We start from the raw sequence: 16,807 nt of genomic DNA, 5'->3' as shown, positions 1-16,807 counted from the left end.
TCCGGCGTGTCCGGAACCATGCCGGACAACGCAACTCCTTTATTTCATTGAAGTTACGACCGTTTTTTGCTTTTGTCCGGGGAATTTAGAAAAAACAGTTTTGCGCCACATTGCGCCACAGTTTTTATTATCAAAGAGCGATCCAGAGGAGAAAAGCTAATAAGTTCAAAACGTAATTCTCCATCGGGCGATGTTGCAAGGATAGCACAAATCACCGTCTTTTGTCAAGAAGATTTTTCCGACAATCGTTATTACAAATCACGGTCTAATCAATTTTATGGATGTATTTTTCTTAAGGGATTATCGAGCAGAGAAGTAAACGGCCTTTCTTTAGCTTTCAAACGGCGGTATTCCTTAACGGATAAGATAACCGCGACTTCTTTCCCGCGTTTAGTTATAACTTGCGGCCCACCTTTAGCGGCGTTGGCAACCAACTCGCTGAATTTGTTTCGGCCTTCACTCGACAGAAGCCTCGATGTCGAAGCCGTAAGAGCCGCCCGCAGTATTCGTTTCACGCCGGCAACATTGGTTGGTCAGCCGGTTCCTACGGTCAGGATGATTGAATACGGCTTTTCGATCTATTGATTATTTCTCCTCCCGTGTCTTGTTGCGTGTAAGATATATGCCTGAACCTCACAACGGCGAATTAAGCAAGAAATCGCCAAGCGAGCCTTTCTGAGCCTTTAACGTGGGCACAAATATGTCGACCGATCTGAGGCTATAACATGGGGCAAATTGTCATATACTTGCTTGGAACGCCCCACTTTTTGGCAATCTATCGCATCATAGAAATTATGTTAACGAGAATACTGAGAATTCTTGAGTGTTTATTCATGTTGTTTGCTGCGATGTTCGCTCTTACTCATCTGGCCCGGTCACAAACACCCGAATCTTCGAATGAACAAGCAAAATGGGTTTGGCGAGGAACAGTAAAATCAAAGGGGCTACCTGTGGAGGGTGTCTTAGTTTCAACCCCTGCTTCCATGACTAATGGAGTGAAAACAAAGTCGGACGGATCTTTTGTATTGCCCGTAAAGAGATACGGCGATACAATTTTCTTCTGGCATCCCGACTACAAACCTTTTTCAAAAGCAGTGCACAATTTGACCGGTGAACCGATCGAAATAGCTATCGAAACGGCTGCGGACAGTACGTGGAATGTGCCCGCATGTTCAAAAGTCAAAGATCCGGAAAATTATGTCGGAATAGGACTGTCGATTAGAGTCCGCGTTCCGCCCGAAACAAAACTGAGGGCAGCTTTCAATCATGGGCTTCTCTACTATCACGTTCGATATGGGCCCCCGGGTGGTAGTTGGGAATGGCTGCAAATGATGAACAAGCCCGCAGATCAAATACAGGGCGAGTATTTACTTGAGGGCGCTCCGGATCAGCGAATCTGGAAAAGCGGATCGGGGATCGGAATCGACAGAAAGAGTGATGGCTATCGGTTTGTCGGCGACGCGATTACAGGAAACTTTATTAAATTCGGCACGGGAATTAAAGAGGCGGACGCCTTGTTTAGCGCAATGGTGGATACCCTATGTTTTGAGCAAAATCTGCAACGGTCTTACCTCTCAGCCACAGGCTCAATCAAGGGGAAAATATTTACATCTGGGATTGGTCACATTCCTAATGCACTAGTGGAGCTAGAACCGCTGCGAACCCGTCAGGCACAGCCATACAGTTACGAGACATACGTTAATAGGAAAGGGTACTTTCAATTCGGTAACTTGCCAGCTGGCAAATACGTTCTGAAAACCTCCGATATGCACCGAAACTACAAAAGAGTAATCCGTGTAACTCCGGGTAAAACCGTCAGACCGGTGATAAGAGTTTTACCAGTGACAAAAAAAAGATATTGATGAGATGATGCGGCGAATATTTCCCATGGTTGGTGATTGACTTGTTGAGATACTCGCTGCGTAACTTTTTTCATTGAAAAAAGGCCTCGTCGCGTGACGAGGCCTTTTTTATTAGAAACCCAGTCGCTATCGCTCCCGGTTCTGACCTGACGCAGCCGCTTTATTCGTCACCTTCCTCGTCTTCCGGCGGGAGGAGTGAGGCGCTGGTGACTAGGTCGTCTTCGCCGCACTTAATGAGCGTGACGCCCTGGGCGGATCTTCCGGTTTCACGGATCTTGTCGACGCCGAGGCGGATGAGCTTCGCTTGTTGGGTGATGATCATGATCTCGCTGTCGTCTTCGATGGGGAACGAGGCGACGACCTTGCCGGTCTTTTCGGTCGTTTTCATATTGATAACGCCGACGCCGCCGCGTTTGGTCAGGCGGTAGCTATCGACAGTCGTCTGTTTGCCAAAGCCCTTTTCAGAGACGGACAACATCTTTTCAGTACCTTCCTGCGATACGGAGCAGACCGATACGACAAAATCGCCCTTGCGAAGATTGACGCCGCGAACTCCGCGTGTCGCACGGCCCATCGGGCGAACATCGCTTTCGTTAAATTTAACTGCCATGCCGTCGTGGGTCGCGATGAAGATCTGCCGTTTGCCGTCGGTACGGATGACTTCGAGCAGCTCGTCACCTTCGTCGATGTTGATGGCGTTGATGCCGGTGACGCGGATGTTCTGGTAATCGCCGAGCGACGTCTTTTTGATAACGCCGTTCTTTGTGACCATTGTTAGATAGATCTCTTCGCCAAAATCACGAACTGCCATTACGGCAACCAATTTACGCTCTTGCGAAAGCTGGACGAGATTGACGACCGCTTTGCCGCGAGCCGAGGTGTCGCCTTCGGGAATTTCGTGGACCTTTATCTTAAAGACCTGTCCGTCGTCGGTGAAGATCATCAGAAACGCGTGCGTCGAGGCGATGAACAGATTTTCGACAAAATCTTCGTTCTTCGCCTTTGCCCCGAGACGGCCTTTGCCGCCGCGTCCTTGCCGCGAGTAAGCCGCGATGGGCGTTCGTTTGATGTAACCGGCGTTTGTCACGGTGATCGCAACGTCCTCGTCGGGTATTAGGTCTTCGATGCTCAAATCAACGCCTGCATCGACGATGATCGTTCTCCGAGCGTCGCCGAATTGACGCTTGACCTCAATGAGTTCTTCGGTGATGACCTGACGCAGAACGCTTTCGTTTTGGAGAATATTTTCGAGCTCGGCGATGTATTTGATGATCTCGGCGTATTCGTCAAGAATTTTCTGACGCTCAAGAGCTGATAAGCGACGCAACTGCAGATCGAGTATCGCCTGTGCCTGGATGTCGCTGAAATCGAGGCCTGAGATCACCTTGTTGAGTTCTTTCAGGAACTGATCTTTCGATTTCTCGCCCGTAACGCCACGCCAAGCTTTGATCTCACTTGCGGTCGAGAGATTTGCCGTGAGCCACAATTTGGCTTCGTCCACCGAACGCGAATTGCGGATCGCCGGAATGATGTAGTCGAGAGCGTCGATCGCTTTGTTCAAGCCTTCCAAAATATGTGCTCTTGCTTGTGCTTTGCGGAGATCGAACTCAGTGCGACGCCTTACGACCTCGCGGCGAAATTCGACAAACGCCTCGAGCATCTCCTTAAGGTTGAGAACCTTGGGCTGCCCGTCAACGATCGCGATGTTAATAATGCCGAACGACGATTGCATCGGCGTCAGCTTGTAGAGCTTGTTGAGAATGACTTGCGGGATCGCATCGCGTTTTAGTTCGATGACGATGCGCATTCCTTCGCGGTTCGATTCGTCGCGGATCTCCGAGATGCCGTCGAGACGTTTTTCGTGAACAAGCTCGGCGATCTTCTCGATCAGACGCGCTTTATTCACCTGATACGGTATCTCAGTGATGACGACGGCGTTTTTCACACGATCGCCGCGGCCGACCTCATCGACAACTGCACGGGCACGCATCTGGATGATGCCGCGGCCGGTCTTGTATGCTCGATGGATCTCTTCACGGCCATAGATAAAGCCATAAGTCGGGAAATCTGGTCCTGGAACGTGCGTTATCAGTTCGTCAATGGTGATCGCAGGATTTTTGATCAACGCAATAGTCGCTTCGAGTATCTCCGTCAGATTGTGCGGCGGAATTTTCGTCGCCATACCGACAGCAATGCCTTCGGAACCGTTTACAAGCAGGAGCGGAATTCGCGTCGGCAAAACTTTTGGCTCGGACAGCGATTCGTCGTAGTTCGGTTGGAAATCAACTGTTTCCTTTTCGATGTCATCGAGGACTTCGTTGGTGATCTTTGCGAGGCGGACTTCGGTGTAACGCATCGCCGCCGGATTGTCGCCGTCGATCGAGCCGAAATTGCCCTGGCCGTCAACCAGCGGATAACGCATCGAGAATTCCTGCGCCATTCGAACGACCGTATCGTAAACCGCCGTGTCGCCATGTGGATGATATTTACCGATGGTGTCGCCGACTACACGTGCCGATTTCTTGTACGGCTTGTTATATGTGTTGCCAAGCTCATTCATAGCCCAAAGCACGCGGCGATGGACTGGTTTGAGGCCGTCACGTACGTCGGGAAGGGCTCGGCCGATGATAACCGACATTGCGTAGTCGAGATACGACCGACGCATTTCGTCTTCGATATTGATCTGATTGCGTTCTATTAATGAATCCATTTTGTGTGGTTATTTAAACCTTGTGTAAAACTCTGTAAAACGGGTATAATACTTATTGTGGTTTACGTCCTTGATAAAAGGACGTGAAATCCAAGAAAGTTTGGAAAGCTGAAAGCCTTAACTTACCTAATATTTTACAGGCTTTTAGTCCGCTTCGCAACCCAAGCACTACTCTCAATTCAGCCCTCTTCCGGGCGATCAATCAAACAAAATGCTTCCTTCCGGATCTGAAAATATCGGTTCTGCCGAACGACCACCGAGTCCACCAGCGGTCGATAAAGAACATCGACGAATACAGCGTATCTCGCTGCCGCTTCCGGTGCGCGTCGAGGTCAAGGTCGATAAGACGGTTTCGTGGAACGAGATCACGCGATTGAGCGATGTTTCGGCCTTCGGGGCGGGATTTAGCTTAAAACGGCCGATCAAACGCGGACGCATCGTGCTGATGACAGTGCCTATGCCGCGACAGCTTCGATCCTATGATTATGGCGAGCCGCAATACAAAATTTGGGGATTGGTGCGTCGATGTCTTTCGATTGGAAGAGACCCATCAACGCCCGAATATGCAATAGGTGTGGCTTTCGTTGGAAAGAAACCACCGCCGGACTATCTGGAGCATCCTTCCATGCTCTATGACGTCTCGCATCGAGAAGCAGAAGGCGGAGGCTTTTATCACCTTGTTGGAGCTGACCTGACTGTAAATGACAGCGATCTGCCATCTGAACTTCGTAAGCAGACGCGCTATCACATTCCAGAATCGCTAAAAATTGAAAAAGTGGACCAAGCAGGCAATATTCTCGCAACCGAGACAACTGTGACCGAGAACGTAAGCCTCGGAGGAGCATCTGTTTTCACCACATTGCAGGTTGAAAAGGGAGATTTTCTGCGTGTCACGAGCGATCGGTTCAACGTAACAATTCTTTCGGTTGTGCGAGGTTTTCGCCTCGGCCATGACAACATTCCACGTGTGCACGTGGAGTTTATCGACCGCTTTTTCCCGCTCGAAGGCATAGAATCGACCCTTTAGTACGATCACCCAATAACTTAGATCTATGAGTGTTAATAACTTTATTCAAACCGAACCCGAACAGCGAAAGATCGACAAGGCACCGACCGAACTGCAAACAATAGTTCAGGTAAAGGAAAGCCATGTCGAAGGCTGGAAAGAAGTAACCAAGGTTCTGACCGTTTCTAAGAACGGCGCAGGATTCAGTCTTAATCGTCCGGTTGTTGTCGGACGACTCATAACGCTCGTTATGCCTCTCGACACTGAACTGCGTGCATACGATAAAAAGAAGGAACTCTATCCCGTAATGGCGATAGTCCAGTATTGCAACGCGACGACGATTGACGGCGAAACTCGTTATCACATCGGCGTAGGTTTTGTCGGGAAAAAAATACCTGACAGTTTCAAGTTGGATCCGACGCAGAGCTACCGTATATGCGGCATGAAGCAAGACGGACTATGGTCCATAAGTGAGGCCGAAGATCAATTCAAAAATCGCCGGCAGCCCAGATATTGGATATCGGTTCCGGTCACGGTTTCGCTGCTGCAAAAAGCCGGCAATCCAGGTGCGAAAGAGGAAACGGCGACAAAAAATATCAGCTCGAACGGCATTTCCGCAGTTTGTTCTCTCGAAACAAGTGTCGGCGAAAAGGTCAAAATTGCCTGCAAGGAACTTAATTTTTATTCTATCGCCGTTGTCCGAAACCGTATGACTCCAAAGGACGGTATGATGACTCTTCATTTGGAACTCGTTGACAGTGAATTTCCTGTCGAGGCGGTAGTCGCTACGCGTGTCGCAGAAATGGCTGCGGTCTAAACGAGACGAACTTTATACTTTTTTTGGAGCGGCTCGACCGCTCCTTTTTTTGTCAAATAGCTAATTGGTCGGCGTCTGTTGCGTGTTTGGTGTCGGACGTATCTGATTGAACCGCCAAACCCTTTGCAGTTTTCGTCGCTGTGCGGGCGTGAGTTTGCTTGGATCTACCTTTGGCGGAAAAGGATCATAACCTTCGACTGGCGGTACCGGCATATCAGGTATTTCTTTTGGCCTGACGGTCATCGTGGTAACTTTGCCGGTTTTGTCCACTGTCTTGATCGTAACCTGATCTGGATCTTCTGGGTCACCGATGATGTCAAACGATTCATCCGCAGTTTTCGCATTGTCAGAAGAACTCTTACCAGTCTTTGTCGTCTCGAGCGGTTTTTCAGCCGAACGCGGGTTCTCAGCTATCGGAGCGGCAGCTGAGTTTGCATTTACGGCTGTTTCTGCAGCCATTTGGACAGCTTCCGCGTTTGTTGGACGAGTGGAATTGGTGTTTGCCAAAGGCTGAGGCTGAGCAGTCTTTTCCGTTTCTTGCGTGACTCCAAAAAGCGAAGGGTTGACGACATATAGCCCGCCCGCAATGCCGCCGCCAACAAGCAGTACGATCAACGCTCCAACGGCCATTGCCAAGGCGCGCCTTTTGGGTGTTGAACCGGTCATGCCGCCGGTTGCAACGCGGTTAGGGCTGACGGATGTTTCGTCAGAAACGAACGCAGACCCAAACTCGGTCTTTACATCTGTGTTCATGAGCGCGGCGGCACGCGTTTCATCGGACATTAATTTTGTCGGTTGAGAGTAAACATTTGTTGAGAAGGCTTGAGTAGGATAAGCCGAGGCGACGGCGAGATGCGCGTAGTTTTCACTCTCGCGAAACATCTGCCGCATCTCGGCAGCAGAGGCAGGGCGTTCACCCGCGTTTAGGTCGAGAGCTTTTTGTAACACACCTGCGACTCCCGGCGGAACGTTGGAATTAACTAGATTTGCAGGAATTAGCGGATCCGGCTTTTGGCTGAGAACGCTCATCGCCCGCGTCAATGCATCTTCCGGCGCGGTATTTGTCAAAAGGTGATACAAGGTCGCGGCGAGCGAATAAAGATCGCTTCGCGGATCGGTTCCTGTTCCCTGAATCTGCTCGAGCGAAGCGTAATTTCGGGAGTATCCGAAGATGCTCTTAGCCGCTGTCTTGTGGCCGGCGTCGGTGGGATTTCCTTTCGCGAGGCCAAAATCTAGAAGAATGATCTGGCCGTCGTGCGTGATCTTGAGATTCTGCGGCTTAATATCGCGATGGACGACGGGCATATTCTGATTGTGCAGATAATCAAGAGCATCAAGCAGTTGGTCGGCCCATTTCAACACTTGTTCAACATCAAACGGCCGGTCCTGATCCTCAAGCATGCGACCAAGATCTTCGCCCTGAATGTACTCCATGACGAGAAACTGGCTTTCTCTTTCAAGAAAATGGTCGCTAACACGCGGCAGAGCGGAATGTTTGAGGCTGTTTAGCAAGCGAGCTTCGCGTTCGATGGCCTTGAGAAAGTTGTCGTCCATGCACAACGTCTCTTTGATCGCGACAATGCTGTTAAATCGCTCGTCCGTCGCAACATAAACCGCACCCATACCACCCTGGCCGATCTGTTTGTCGATCCGATAACGCTGCTGCAATGTTGTTCCGGCTTCGATCATCTTGGAGCTCTCCGCACGCGGTTTTGCTTAATAATACTATAAAAGTGACTGCAAAGTTCAATCATCGTTGCACCACGACCAATCTGAATGCGGATCGAGCGGATTTAGCAGATGGAACGGATTTTTCGAATTAAGGTGTAGTTTTTTGCCACTAGATACGTCTTTATCTGCCCGTTCCGCCCAATCGGCGTTCAAAAACTCCCTAGCTGTCCCGCGTGTCCCACTGTCCCAACGTTTTTTTCCTCTTTCCATCGTTCCGCGGCGTTCCACATCGAAGTGGAACGGTGTAAACCTTGCAATTGAACGGGTTAAGGCCTGTAAAATGCCCGTATTCCACGTTTTTTGAAAAAAAGTAAGCCTTCTCTTGCAAAATCCGTAACTGCTGCAAATAATACAATTACAGATTTATAGCCTCTGAAATACTGTGATCTTAGCTGGAACAGGGAATTTTTGACTAAAGACAGACGCATCACTCAATTTGTCAAATAGCGACAGTTCACAGTCAATCATACGAAATCGTGCACATAAAGTGCAATATCTTATCTGTGCAACGATGGCCGGTTCGCGTTGCGGGATTCTGAATTTAGCCGAGGGTTTTGTAACAGCTTCAAACTAGAGCTAGGGTGTAGTCCGCCGTTTCGATCTTGATGATCAGCGGGCAGATCGGGTCGTCCAGTATCTGGATTTTGGACGCTAGATCGTCGGCGTGGAAATGAAGAACTTTTATGTTTTTGTCAGTGTACGTTCCGCTTGAGGCTGTAAACTGCATGATGTACGTAAGACGCTTGACGCCGCTTCCGAGGTTCAGACTTATCTCCTTCCTATCTTTCAGTTCTTTGTGGAGCTTCTGGCTAAGGATGAAGGCGATCTCTCCGTCGGGTGCGATCGCGGTCTTGGTGGAGAAGAAGTTGACGTATTTGGTTGCCGATCGCAACGCTTCGTCGGTGATGACGAGCTTTTCGGATTGTTCGTTTTTCGTGCTTTCCTTCCACTTGAACGCCAGCTTTCCGCCGTCGTTGACGAATTCGATCTGGTAACGGAGGACCTCGTTCGTTTTCTTGTTCGTCAAGATGTACGTGAGAGGCTTTCGGTCCAGATAGTCGTACTTGCCGTTCAGCGTCTCGCGTAATTGCGTTGCAATGGTGTCCACGGGAAGTTTTGGACCCGAATCAACCGAAGTTACTTTAGTCGTGGCGGCAGAGTTGACGAATACTCCGTCTTTCCAAACTCCTTCGATAGTGTTGTTGGTCAGCTTGTTATATTGCTTGCCGGTGCCGTGCTGTTTGTCTTTTAGAAATCCGCCGATGTAATAGCTGCCGTTCGGGAATGTGTAAGTCGCCTGACCTTCGCGCATGCCGTTTACCCAATCGCCGTCGTAGATGTCGCCATTTTTGTACGTAGCTTTGCCCTTGCCGTTGCGTTTGTCGCCTGCAAACTGACCGACATAGACCTCGCCGCTTTGTTTCAAGGTCTGAGTTCCTTGACCGGATTTGAGATTATTGACCCAACCTCCGTCGTACGTGTTTCCGTTGGCATACAGAAAGATCCCTCTGCCTTCCATCTTGCCGTTAACGAGATCGCCGACGTACGATCCGCCGTCCTTGTAAGTCACTTTTCCTGTCCCGTTTGCCTTTCCATTTACAAAATTGCCTTCGTAAATTGTTTCGTTGGCAAAAAGGTATTTGCCAAATCCGTTAAGACAATTGCCGGAAAGACATTTTGTTTTCGTCGTGGCGATCGGTTTGGCTGTTTCGACCGCATCGTCGTATTTTGCTCCGCCTTCGAATGTCATCTGGCCGGTGGTTGTGCTTGGCGTTGGTGTTGGAACCGGTGCGTTGGGGCGAACGCCGTCCTTCCATGTACCGCTTATAGTGTTTCCCGTTTTCTTGTCAAAGTACTGTCCCTCGCCGTGCTGCAGATTGTTTTTCCAAAAGCCGATGTAATAGCTGCCGTCCTTGAAATAGTAGGTTGCCTTACCGTCTCTGACGCCATTGACCCAGTTGCCGTAATAAACATCGCCGTTCGCATACGCAGAGCGTCCTACGCCATGCCACTTATTTGCGACCCAATCGCCCTCGTAATTTGCGCCGTCCTTGTAAGTGGCCCTTCCTTCGCCGGTGCGTTCGTTGTTGAGCCAGTCACCGTCGTAAGTTTCGCCATTGGGAAAGGTGATCTTCCCCCTGCCGTTATAAGCGCCTTTGGCGAATTGTCCGACATAAACGTGGCCTTCTTTCGTCCGATAGGTGCCTTGGCCGTGATGTTGGCCACTAACAAAATCGCCTTCGTAATTGTCGCCGTTGCTGTAAACCTTCTTGCCCTTGCCGTTGACGCAGTTGCCGGACACGCATTTATCCTCAAACGCATTCACAAGATATGAATAATCCTCGGTCTTTTGAACGCCGGTCGGCGTGGTTGGGCTCTGCGCGGACGCAATTGTAATTTGTGCAGAAACGACAAACGCGACTGCGAGGAAAATTTTGATGTAGGTCATATATTGTTGGAGAGGTGGTTGCTGTTGTTGTAATTCTAACTTGTGTGTTGCGGACGAGCAAGAACCTCGTCGCTATGAGATGGCGGCGATCATCTCTTTTACTGCCTGATTTAAACCGATAAAAACAGATCGGGAAATAATATGATGGCCGATGTTGAATTCGGTTATTTCGGGTATTGCGGCGAGGGCGGCGACGTTTCGAGTGGTTAGGCCATGGCCGGCGGCGACTTTTAGGCCGACCTTGTGAGCGTGAACGGCGGCGGCGGCGATGCGAGAGAGTTCTGATCCGGCTTTTTGGGCACCTTCTCCGTTTGGAAACCCAGTCGCTATCGCTCCCGGTTCTGACATTGTGTCCGAAGCGACGAGCGTAAGTTCGGCATATTCAGCGGTGCAGAGTTCGACCTGTTGGGCACCGGCTTTTTTTGCGGCGTCGATCTGTTCGATATCGGGATCGATGAAGATGCTGACGAGAATTCCTGCGGCTTTTAGTTTTTCGGTCGCAGATCTTACGTTATCGAAATTGCCGATCACATCAAGGCCGCCTTCGGTCGTGACCTCATTTGGGCTTTCAGGAACGAGCGAGACTGCGTCGGGTTTGGTCTTGATCGCGATGCCGACCATTTCGTCTGTCGCGGCCATTTCGACGTTGAGATAAGTTGTTACAATTTCGCGAAGCTGCTCAATATCGCGGTCTTGAATGTGTCGCCTGTCTCCGCGAAGATGCACGGTAATACCGTCAGCTCCGGCCTGTTCGCATATTAGCGCAGCATCGACGACGCTCGGCTCGATGGTCTTGCGGGCCTCGCGGATCGTGGCGACGTGGTCGATATTGACGTTGAGTTTGGCGGTCATAAGAGCAATTCACCACAAAGACACAGAGGACACAAAGTTAATTCTTACTTAGTGTTCTTTGTCCCTTTGTGGTGAAACTAGACGATATTATATTTTCCAGACTTGGCATTACTTCTTATCTGATTCAATTCGCTAATCATACGCCGAGTGTCGCGGAAGACGCTGACCTTTGAGCCTTCGACGTCGTTCCAGCGGACGGCGATCTCTTTTAGACGCAGCTTGTGATAGTTGGCGACGAAGAGGAATTCGACATCGAAACCAAAGCGGTCGATCTTCATCAGGTCGAGCAGCGGACGGTACTTTACAAGATCAAAGGCCTTAAATCCGCATTGCGTATCGGAAAATGGCAGGCCGGACATTGTCCGGATGATGAAGTTCATTACGCGGCCACCTTGTTCGCGACGCCATGGCTGGCGAGTGCCGATCAGGCTGCGGTCGAGAGCTCGTGAGCCAAATGTCACATCATATTCACCTTTGAGGATCGGATCGACAAGCTTGGACATTTCTTCGATCGGCGTTGACAGGTCGGCGTCGGAGAATAGAGCAACGTCGGCTTTTGCTGCCAGCAGTCCAGTTTTTACGGCGAAACCTTTTCCACGGTTCTTTTCGTATCGAATTACGTTGGACTGGATATTGGGCATTTCCTGAAGGATGCGCTCGGCGACTTTTGCGGTGTCGTCGGACGAGCCATCATCCACGACGATCACCTCTGCGTTCAAGCCGGCCGTCGAGACGAATTCGAGAATGGTTTTAAGCGGAGCGCCTAGACGCTCGCTCTCGTTATATGCAGGGATCACTATTGATACGTCAGGTTTCATGTTGTGAAAACCTAATGGTAAATTTTTGTGGTTAAAAAGTAAATTTCGCCATTTGAAATAGGCAAATGGCGGGACGATGAGGTTAGATTCATTGTGGTATATTAGTATTTCGGCGGTTTGGGATTTATGAGCAAACAATTCGCTTTATTTTCAGTTGTTTTGGTTTTGATCGGCGTTATTGCCGGAGGGCTTTTTGGCAGGCTCCCGTCGCGAACGTCAGCAGATAACGGAATTTCCTCCGAGAAGGTGCTTTCAGATTACAAAGAAGCACTCAACCTCATAAACGAGAGCTACTCTGGCGCGATCGACCAGGAAAAGGCCACAGACAGTGCTATGCAGAGCATGCTGTGGACGCTTGATCCTCACTCATCGTTCTTCTCTCGCGAAGAACTGCGAAAACTCGACGAAGAGCAGTCATCGCAGTTTTACGGCATCGGCGTATCAATATTACAGCGGCGCGGCGGCGTTTTTGTTCAATCGGTGATTCCAAACACGCCTGCCGACAAGGCTGGTATTCGCTATGGTGACAGGTTTTTTTCGGTTGAGGGCAAGGATGCAAAAGACTGGTCAAGCGGCGAGGTCTCTAAGAATGTTCGCGGCGAAAAAGGAACAACCGTAAAGGTCCAGATCGAACGTGTTGGCAGTTCCGCGCCGCTTGATTTTGAGATCGTTCGCGGCGGAGTTCCACTCCCGTCGATCCGCAATTATTTTATGCTGCCGAACGCTATCGGTTACGTTGGACTCACGGGTGGTTTTCAGCAGACGACATCTGAGGAGCTTTCGCTTGCGGTTGCCGATCTAAAAAAGAAAGGAATGAAAAGCCTCATTCTTGACCTACGAGGCAATCCGGGCGGCATTTTGGAGCAAGCTGTCGGCGTTGTCAGCAAATTTATTCCCGCAGGACAAACAGTCGTTTCTGTCAAAGGAGCGGGAGGCCAGCAAGAGCGTGTGCTAAAGGCAACCGGCGGAAATCCTGAGACATTTCCCTTGGTCGTGATGATCAATGGCGGATCGGCATCAGCGTCGGAGATAGTCGCCGGTGCGGTTCAGGATTACGATCGCGGTGTCGTAGTCGGAAGCGACAGTTTTGGAAAGGGATTGGTTCAACGAGTGTTTCGTCTGCCATACAGCACAGGAATAACGCTGACGACGGCGAGATACTACACACCGTTTGGGCGTTCGCTGCAGCGCGATTATTCGAACGGTTCTATATACGATTACTATACGCATGGTGAAGATCAGCCGGACGTTGCCGATTCAGATGTGAAACCAAAGCCTGCCGGAAGTCCTGTTACGACTGCGAATGGACGTGTCCTTTTGGGAGGACGCGGCATCGAGCCGGATGTGAAAGCTGATACTCCGGTCCTTACGCCTTTGCGTTTGCGTATCAACGAGGCGGCATTCTTTTTCGTCCGCCAGCTTGTTGCCGGAAAGATCGCTGGATTTGAAAGTTACAAAACAGAAAAGCAAAACTTCAAAGCATTGGTTCTGCCCAATGAATTTCTTATTACGGACAAGCTGTTTGAAGCCTTTCGCAGTTTCTCGGCCGCTGACAAAGCTAACGGATTGAGTGCTCAAAATATTACGTCTCAATTAGACTACGCCAGAACGCGTCTGCGTGAAGAGATCGCAACCGCAAACTATTCAAACGAGGCCGGCGTGCAAGTTCTGCTAGAGACGGATCCTCAAGTACTAAAAGCGATCGAGGTCATGCCGCAGGCCGGTAATTTAGTAGCTGCCGCTCCGTTCGGCGGGATAATGAATTAGCCTTCTCCCGCGACTCATAGTATGTATAAACAGATCGGGATCTTGACTGGCGGTGGTGATGCACCTGGATTGAATGCGGCTATACGTGCGGTTGTCAGAACGGCGATCGGCGAATTTGGGATGAACTGTATCGGGATCGAGGACAGCTTTGAAGGTGTTCTCGGTGAGCCGCACACGCGAAAACTTACGGTAAAAAGTGTGAGCGGCATTCTGCCCAGCGGCGGCACGATCCTCGGCACACGAAATCGCGGAAGTTTTGTAAGAATGGTTGACGGCAAACCTTACTTTCCGGAAATGCCGATAGGTGAAGCGCTTGCAAACCTCGACATTTTGGGGATCGAGGCGCTTATCGTCATCGGCGGCGAAGGTACTTTGGCGATCGCTGAGCAGTTTCACAGACGCGGTTTTCCGATAATCGGCGTGCCGAAAACGATCGACAACGATCTGGCGGCGACGGAATTGACGTTTGGATTTATGACGGCGATCGATATCGCGACGGAGGCACTTGATCGACTGCATACGACTGCCGCATCGCATGACCGCGTGATGATACTTGAGGTGATGGGACGCAACACGGGTTGGATCGCCCTTCATTCGGGACTGGCGGGCAGCGCTGATATAATTTTGATACCCGAGATACCGTTTTCTTTTGAGTCTATTGCACGAAAAGTGCAGCAGCGTGAGGACAGCGGTTCTAGGTTTACAAATATCGTCGTTGCCGAAGGGTCGGTCGAAGTCGGCAAATCTGAGATGTATCTCGACTCTGAGCAGACGCGTCTCGGCGGTGTAGGGCCGTTTATCACACGTAGGATCCAGGAAATTACCGGCAAGGAATCGCGTTGCGTAGTTTTAGGCCACTTGCAGCGCGGCGGAAGCCCAAATGCTTTCGACCGGGTTTTAGGAACAAATTTTGGAGCATGTGCGGTTCGGGCACTCGCAAGCGGTGAGACGGGCAAGATGGTCGCTTTACAGGCCGAGAAGATCGTAACGGTGCCGCTTAGCGAGGCTTGCGCAAACATCAAGACTGTACCACTCGACAGTCAGCTCATTCGAACCTCACGCGACATCGGGATCACATTTGCCGCGCCAAGAGAAGCGAGAGTAAACGAATCAAGAAATTTCGATACGCGAAAGGTTCAATTGTAACGAGAGAGTTTATTTTATTTAACGGGAAAATGTATGGAAGCTGTAATACAGAAATTAAAGGACGAACTTCATAAACTTCAGGAAGAACTGCATTCTACTCTGCCAAAGGAGATCCAAAAGGCGCGGGAATTTGGCGACCTTCGCGAGAATGCCGAATACAAAGCTGCGATGGAACGCCAATCGATGGTGCAGGCGAGAATTGCTCAAGTGCGTCAGCGTCTGACCGAGGTTGAAGAGATCGATCTCAGCAAGATACCGACTGATAGTGCGGCCTATGGTTCTACCGTCGTTCTTTACGATACTGACCGCGAGGAAAAAGTTACCTACAAGTTAGTCACGTCCGAGGAGAGTGATCCTGATAATGGGCTTATTTCTACAGTATCACCCATTGGCCAGGCTTTGATGGGCAGAGAAGAAGGTGACGAAGTAAAGGTGAAAACACCTACCGGCTGGCGAAATTTTGAGATAAGCCGATTGAAGACGATCCACGAACAGGAATAAGTCCAAAGTCCAACGTCCAAAGTCCAACGTTATCTTTGGGACTTTAGACATTGGACATTGGACATTGGACTACAAGATGCTTGGTGCAGAAATAGGACGAGGTGCGATGTGGATCATTGACGGGATGGTTCGCGTTCTTTCGCGTCTTGGAATTCCGCCGAACATACTGACCACCATCGGCGTTACGATCAACATGGGCTGTGCGGTCTTGTTTGCCTTAGGCGAATTTTTCTGGGCAGGCATAGTGCTGATCGTTGCAAATCTTTTTGACATGCTCGATGGCAATGTTGCGCGGTTGACTGGAAGAGTTACCAAATATGGCAGCTTTCTGGATTCTTCGCTCGACCGGCTTTCAGACATGGCCGTAATTTTCGGTATCTTGATATTTTATGCCCGCGAGGGTCCACAGCATTCGCTGTTGAACGTCATCCTCGCCGGCCTAGGCATGATCTGTTCGGTAATGGTGAGTTACACAACCGCGAGATCCGAAGGGCTCGGCGTTAAGGCAAACGTCGGCTTTCTTCAACGGCCCGAACGAATCGTTCTACTTATAATTGGGGCTCTCTCAACGTGGGATTGGAATTCCGATTTCTTTTTGTTTAATCGAATGCCGCAGGTGCTTTGGGTTTTAGCGGTAGCGTCATTGTGGACATTGATCCAACGCGGAGTTTTTATTCGCAGCAAGCTAATGTCACTCGACGAGGACGGGCGAGCAAAATGACGAATTGGCTTGCGGATCTTTGGGCATCGCTGACATTAGACAATGTGCTGCTTGGCGTCGCATTGTTTTTGATATCGTTCCTTGTCAGTTTTGCTGCTATCGGCGTTGTGATGGTCAAGATACCGGCAAATTATTTTAGCACTCATTACAAGCAGGATTTTCTGCCCGACAGCCCATGGCTTGTTCGATGGAGTGCGGTGATACTGAAGAATATCCTGGGATTGATCTTGATCGCGTTAGGCATTGTTCTGTCACTTCCCGGTGTTCCGGGACAGGGAATATTGACGATATTGCTTGGCTTGATAATGATAGATATTCCTGGTAAGCGTCCGATCGAAGCCAAAATAATACAACGGCCAACCGTACTTGCGGCCGTTAATAAACTGCGGGACAAATATAATAAGCCGCCGCTTCAGCTAGATTAGCA

The 16,807-nt window shown here is 50.0% G+C and carries 15 protein-coding genes; 8 read left to right on the top strand and 7 right to left on the bottom strand.

Annotation, left to right across the window (positions count from 1 at the left end):
* Positions 1-275: 275 nt before the first annotated feature.
* Complete coding sequence (locus IPL32_02455; protein ID MBK8464669.1) at positions 276-467, bottom strand: type II toxin-antitoxin system Phd/YefM family antitoxin; 192 nt, start codon at positions 465-467, stop codon at positions 276-278.
* 327 nt (positions 468-794) lie between these two features.
* On the opposite strand from IPL32_02455, the gene IPL32_02450 reads away from it, so the two are divergent.
* Positions 795-1,862 carry a hypothetical protein gene (locus IPL32_02450; protein MBK8464668.1) on the top strand — a complete coding sequence of 356 codons (1,068 nt, stop codon included), beginning with the start codon at positions 795-797 and terminating at the stop codon, positions 1,860-1,862.
* Between the two features lie 160 nt (positions 1,863-2,022).
* Here IPL32_02450 and gyrA read toward each other — a convergent pair whose 3' ends face one another.
* Positions 2,023-4,572 carry a DNA gyrase subunit A gene (gene gyrA, locus IPL32_02445; GenBank protein MBK8464667.1) on the bottom strand — a complete coding sequence of 850 codons (2,550 nt, stop codon included), beginning with the start codon at positions 4,570-4,572 and terminating at the stop codon, positions 2,023-2,025.
* A gap of 211 nt (positions 4,573-4,783) precedes the next feature.
* Here gyrA and IPL32_02440 point away from each other — a divergent pair, with 211 nt between their 5' ends.
* Positions 4,784-5,599, top strand: a complete 816-nt coding sequence (locus IPL32_02440) for a PilZ domain-containing protein (GenBank protein MBK8464666.1) — start codon at positions 4,784-4,786, stop codon at positions 5,597-5,599.
* Between the two features lie 25 nt (positions 5,600-5,624).
* Complete coding sequence (locus IPL32_02435) at positions 5,625-6,395, top strand: hypothetical protein (protein MBK8464665.1); 771 nt, start codon at positions 5,625-5,627, stop codon at positions 6,393-6,395.
* Between the two features lie 60 nt (positions 6,396-6,455).
* Here IPL32_02435 and IPL32_02430 read toward each other — a convergent pair whose 3' ends face one another.
* The 5 genes from IPL32_02430 to IPL32_02410 form a co-directional block, all read right to left on the bottom strand.
* Positions 6,456-8,084, bottom strand: a complete 1,629-nt coding sequence (locus IPL32_02430; protein ID MBK8464664.1) for a serine/threonine protein kinase — start codon at positions 8,082-8,084, stop codon at positions 6,456-6,458.
* Between the two features lie 57 nt (positions 8,085-8,141).
* Positions 8,142-8,336, bottom strand: a complete 195-nt coding sequence (locus IPL32_02425; protein MBK8464663.1) for a hypothetical protein — start codon at positions 8,334-8,336, stop codon at positions 8,142-8,144.
* A 355-nt stretch (positions 8,337-8,691) separates the two neighbouring features.
* On the bottom strand, positions 8,692-10,575 hold the full coding sequence (locus tag IPL32_02420; GenBank protein ID MBK8464662.1) for a hypothetical protein: 1,884 nt from the start codon (positions 10,573-10,575) through the stop codon (positions 8,692-8,694).
* Positions 10,576-10,647: 72 nt separating this feature from the next.
* Positions 10,648-11,427, bottom strand: a complete 780-nt coding sequence (locus IPL32_02415; protein ID MBK8464661.1) for a pyridoxine 5'-phosphate synthase — start codon at positions 11,425-11,427, stop codon at positions 10,648-10,650.
* Between the two features lie 77 nt (positions 11,428-11,504).
* Positions 11,505-12,245, bottom strand: coding sequence for a glycosyltransferase family 2 protein (locus tag IPL32_02410; GenBank protein MBK8464660.1), 741 nt, complete (start codon positions 12,243-12,245; stop codon positions 11,505-11,507).
* Positions 12,246-12,371: 126 nt separating this feature from the next.
* Between IPL32_02410 and IPL32_02405 the strand changes: the two genes are divergently transcribed.
* The 5 genes from IPL32_02405 to IPL32_02385 all read left to right on the top strand — a co-directional run bounded on the left by IPL32_02405 (position 12,372) and on the right by IPL32_02385 (position 16,805).
* A complete protein-coding gene (locus IPL32_02405; protein ID MBK8464659.1) occupies positions 12,372-14,012 on the top strand; it encodes a S41 family peptidase in 1,641 nt (546 codons plus the stop codon).
* A gap of 21 nt (positions 14,013-14,033) precedes the next feature.
* Positions 14,034-15,158 (top strand): 6-phosphofructokinase, encoded by a 1,125-nt coding sequence (locus IPL32_02400; GenBank protein MBK8464658.1) that lies wholly within the window; start codon positions 14,034-14,036, stop codon positions 15,156-15,158.
* A gap of 33 nt (positions 15,159-15,191) precedes the next feature.
* A complete protein-coding gene (locus tag IPL32_02395; protein MBK8464657.1) occupies positions 15,192-15,659 on the top strand; it encodes a transcription elongation factor GreA in 468 nt (155 codons plus the stop codon).
* A 76-nt stretch (positions 15,660-15,735) separates the two neighbouring features.
* Entirely contained in the window at positions 15,736-16,380 is a 645-nt protein-coding gene (locus IPL32_02390; GenBank protein ID MBK8464656.1) for a CDP-alcohol phosphatidyltransferase family protein, read from the top strand.
* A complete protein-coding gene (locus tag IPL32_02385; GenBank protein MBK8464655.1) occupies positions 16,377-16,805 on the top strand; it encodes a hypothetical protein in 429 nt (142 codons plus the stop codon). Before IPL32_02390 ends, IPL32_02385 begins: the two co-directional genes overlap by 4 nt.
* The last annotated feature ends 2 nt before the right edge of the window (positions 16,806-16,807 follow it).

It is taken from the genome of Chloracidobacterium sp. (assembly GCA_016711345.1).
Taxonomy (GTDB): domain Bacteria; phylum Acidobacteriota; class Blastocatellia; order Pyrinomonadales; family Pyrinomonadaceae; genus OLB17.
Note: the sequence above shows the minus strand (reverse complement) of the source record. Positions and strands in the feature narration are given on the sequence as shown.

Bases quoted from the DNA above. Each gene is read 5' to 3' on its own strand.
- IPL32_02435 (MBK8464665.1), top strand. From the start codon at position 5,625: ATGAGTGTTAATAACTTTATTCAAACCGAACCCGAACAGCGAAAGATC.
- gyrA (MBK8464667.1), bottom strand. From the start codon at position 4,572: ATGGATTCATTAATAGAACGCAATCAGATCAATATCGAAGACGAAATG.
- IPL32_02400 (MBK8464658.1), top strand. From the start codon at position 14,034: ATGTATAAACAGATCGGGATCTTGACTGGCGGTGGTGATGCACCTGGA.
- IPL32_02390 (MBK8464656.1), top strand. From the start codon at position 15,736: ATGCTTGGTGCAGAAATAGGACGAGGTGCGATGTGGATCATTGACGGG.
- IPL32_02415 (MBK8464661.1), bottom strand. From the start codon at position 11,427: ATGACCGCCAAACTCAACGTCAATATCGACCACGTCGCCACGATCCGC.
- IPL32_02450 (MBK8464668.1), top strand. From the start codon at position 795: ATGTTAACGAGAATACTGAGAATTCTTGAGTGTTTATTCATGTTGTTT.
- IPL32_02395 (MBK8464657.1), top strand. From the start codon at position 15,192: ATGGAAGCTGTAATACAGAAATTAAAGGACGAACTTCATAAACTTCAG.
- IPL32_02385 (MBK8464655.1), top strand. From the start codon at position 16,377: ATGACGAATTGGCTTGCGGATCTTTGGGCATCGCTGACATTAGACAAT.
- IPL32_02410 (MBK8464660.1), bottom strand. From the start codon at position 12,245: ATGAAACCTGACGTATCAATAGTGATCCCTGCATATAACGAGAGCGAG.
- IPL32_02420 (MBK8464662.1), bottom strand. From the start codon at position 10,575: ATGACCTACATCAAAATTTTCCTCGCAGTCGCGTTTGTCGTTTCTGCA.
- IPL32_02425 (MBK8464663.1), bottom strand. From the start codon at position 8,336: ATGGAAAGAGGAAAAAAACGTTGGGACAGTGGGACACGCGGGACAGCT.
- IPL32_02405 (MBK8464659.1), top strand. From the start codon at position 12,372: ATGAGCAAACAATTCGCTTTATTTTCAGTTGTTTTGGTTTTGATCGGC.
- IPL32_02440 (MBK8464666.1), top strand. From the start codon at position 4,784: ATGCTTCCTTCCGGATCTGAAAATATCGGTTCTGCCGAACGACCACCG.
- IPL32_02430 (MBK8464664.1), bottom strand. From the start codon at position 8,084: ATGATCGAAGCCGGAACAACATTGCAGCAGCGTTATCGGATCGACAAA.